Annotated in this window: 2 protein-coding genes; both read right to left on the reverse strand. The window is 43.6% G+C overall.

Features of this window, described 5'->3' with window-relative positions; all coding sequences use genetic code 11:
• Positions 1-76 precede the first annotated feature (76 nt).
• Complete coding sequence (locus ACLROL_RS12135) at positions 77-1,369, reverse strand: diaminopimelate decarboxylase (protein ID WP_087201441.1); 1,293 nt, start codon at positions 1,367-1,369, stop codon at positions 77-79.
• Position 1,370: 1 nt separating this feature from the next.
• A complete protein-coding gene (locus ACLROL_RS12140) occupies positions 1,371-2,081 on the reverse strand; it encodes a TrmB family transcriptional regulator (protein WP_413067944.1) in 711 nt (236 codons plus the stop codon).
• Between the last annotated feature and the right edge of the window lie 152 nt (positions 2,082-2,233).

Genomic DNA, 2,233 nt, shown 5'->3' on the forward strand with positions numbered 1-2,233 from the left:
ATGGATTGTGGCACTCATTTTTCTTTTCAACTGTCAAAGATGGGATTATATCACACTGTTTTTTAATTTGCAAGAACTATTTCCAAATTTTATGGGATTCCTCTATCAGCTGTCTCCCGATATCAAAACAGTCAAAAGTGGCAAAGTAGTCTGCCGGTGTCTCCGCGCGCCGGATCAGCTGTGCTGTTCCATCTTCTTTCAACAGGATTTCTGCCGATTTCAGCTTTCCATTATAGTTATATCCCATAGAAAATCCATGTGCTCCGGTGTCATGGATCACGATGGTGTCCCCTATATCAATTTTCGGGAGCATCCGGTCAATGGCAAATTTATCATTGTTCTCACAAAGAGAGCCTGTGATGTCGTATTTATGGTCACAAGGCTCGTTCTCTTTTCCCATTACCGTAATGTGGTGATACGCCCCGTACATGGCAGGGCGCATAAGGTTGACCGCGCATGCGTCCAGGCCGATATATTCTTTGTGCGTATGCTTTTCATGAATCGCAGTTGTGACAAGGCATCCGTATGGTCCCATCATAAAGCGCCCGAGTTCCGTGTAGATTGCCACATCTCCCATCCCTGCCGGGACAAGGACTTCTTCGTATACTTTTCGCACGCCCTCTCCGATGATTTTTATATCATTAGCCTTTTGTTCCGGGCGATAAGGAATACCGATCCCACCGGAGAGATTGATGAATTTAATATGCGCGCCCGTCTCTTTTTGAAGTTTTACCGCCACCTCAAAAAGTACTTTGGCCAACATCGGATAATAATCATTTGTTACCGTATTGCTTGCAAGAAATGCATGGATGCCGAATTCTTTGGCCCCTTTTTCTTTCAGGATTTTAAAGGCCTCAAAAATCTGTTCTGTCGTCATACCATATTTGGCATCCCCTGGATTGTCCATGATATCGTTACTGATCTTGAAAAGTCCACCTGGATTATATCGACAGCTGATGGTCTCCGGGATATGCCCAATCGTCTCCTCCAGAAAATCAATATGAGTAATATCGTCCAGATTGATGATTGCACCCAGCTTGTCTGCCAACTCATACTCTCTTGCCGGGGTGGCATTGGAAGAAAACATGATATCTTCTCCTTTGACTCCCATAGCGTCTGAAAGCATAAGTTCTGTAAAGGAAGAACAGTCGCATCCACAACCAAATTCTCTCAGAATCTGGATGAGAAACGGGTTCGGCGTGGCTTTTACCGCAAAGTATTCTTTAAATCCTTTATTCCAGGAAAATGCTTCCTTCAGCGCTTTCGCATTTTCTCTAATTCCTTTCTCGTCGTAAAGATGAAACGGGGTCGGAAATTCTTTTATGATCTCGTCAAGCTTTTCTTTTGTTACAAATGTTTTCTTTTCCATCTTACTGTTCTCCTTCTGTTAATCTGATCAGTTTTATCTCATTTGCCATCGCCTCTTTGAACAGTTCTGCAAAATTGCGCTGTCCCGAATAGACACATGTATTCTGTGTATCTTCCCCGAATTCCCCGCTCAGCACATACCTGGAATCCACAATCATTCCAATCTGAGATTTCCGATCTTTTGTATGGTATACTTTCCCTGGATGATCGATTTCCATACAGTCTGTAATGAGAACTACTTTTTTGCCTTCTTCTGCTGTTTCTTTGACTGCCGGAAGGATTTCTTTCAAAAACTCTGCGTTTCCGGACACATACACTCTCTCCTCAGTGTCTTGAAGCAGCTTTCTTGCCTTGCCGAGAATCTGTTCTTTTCCTGTGATCGTAATATATCCGTCTTCCTCTTCTTTCCTTTCCGGAGCGTGAAGCAAAATCCAGTCCTCTTCCATTTTCAGCTGCTCGATCCGGTTCTCGCAAAACTCCTGAGGATCCACCGCCATATATTTCCGCGCTCCCGGCTCTTCCTCATACTGCGCAGCACCTTTATCCACCAGTGCCGAAAGAGCCCCGTATACATTGGATCTGGAAATTCCTGTCATCTTAGCCGTCTCATATCCCGTCTGCTTCCCGTTTTTCAGAAGGCATTCATAGATAACCGCTTCCTGCCTTGTAAGATCAAATTTCATAATGTGTTCTGTAAAACTTTCCATGTTCATTCCCCACTTCCTCCTCTTTAGTAGTTCTTTATAGCGATACTATAGTCCTTCCTGCGAAAAATGTCAAGGATAAGATTACAAAAAAGGGCATGCCTTCTGATATGCTCCCCTTTAGGTAGACAGTTGAAATAATAAAACTGTTTATCTGGAGG

Origin of the sequence: Sellimonas sp. (genome assembly GCF_047234585.1) — a bacterium.
Taxonomy (GTDB): Bacteria; Bacillota; Clostridia; order Lachnospirales; family Lachnospiraceae; genus Sellimonas; species Sellimonas caecigallum.

Bases quoted from the DNA above. Each gene is read 5' to 3' on its own strand.
- ACLROL_RS12135 (WP_087201441.1), bottom strand. From the start codon at position 1,369: ATGGAAAAGAAAACATTTGTAACAAAAGAAAAGCTTGACGAGATCATA.
- ACLROL_RS12140 (WP_413067944.1), bottom strand. From the start codon at position 2,081: ATGAACATGGAAAGTTTTACAGAACACATTATGAAATTTGATCTTACA.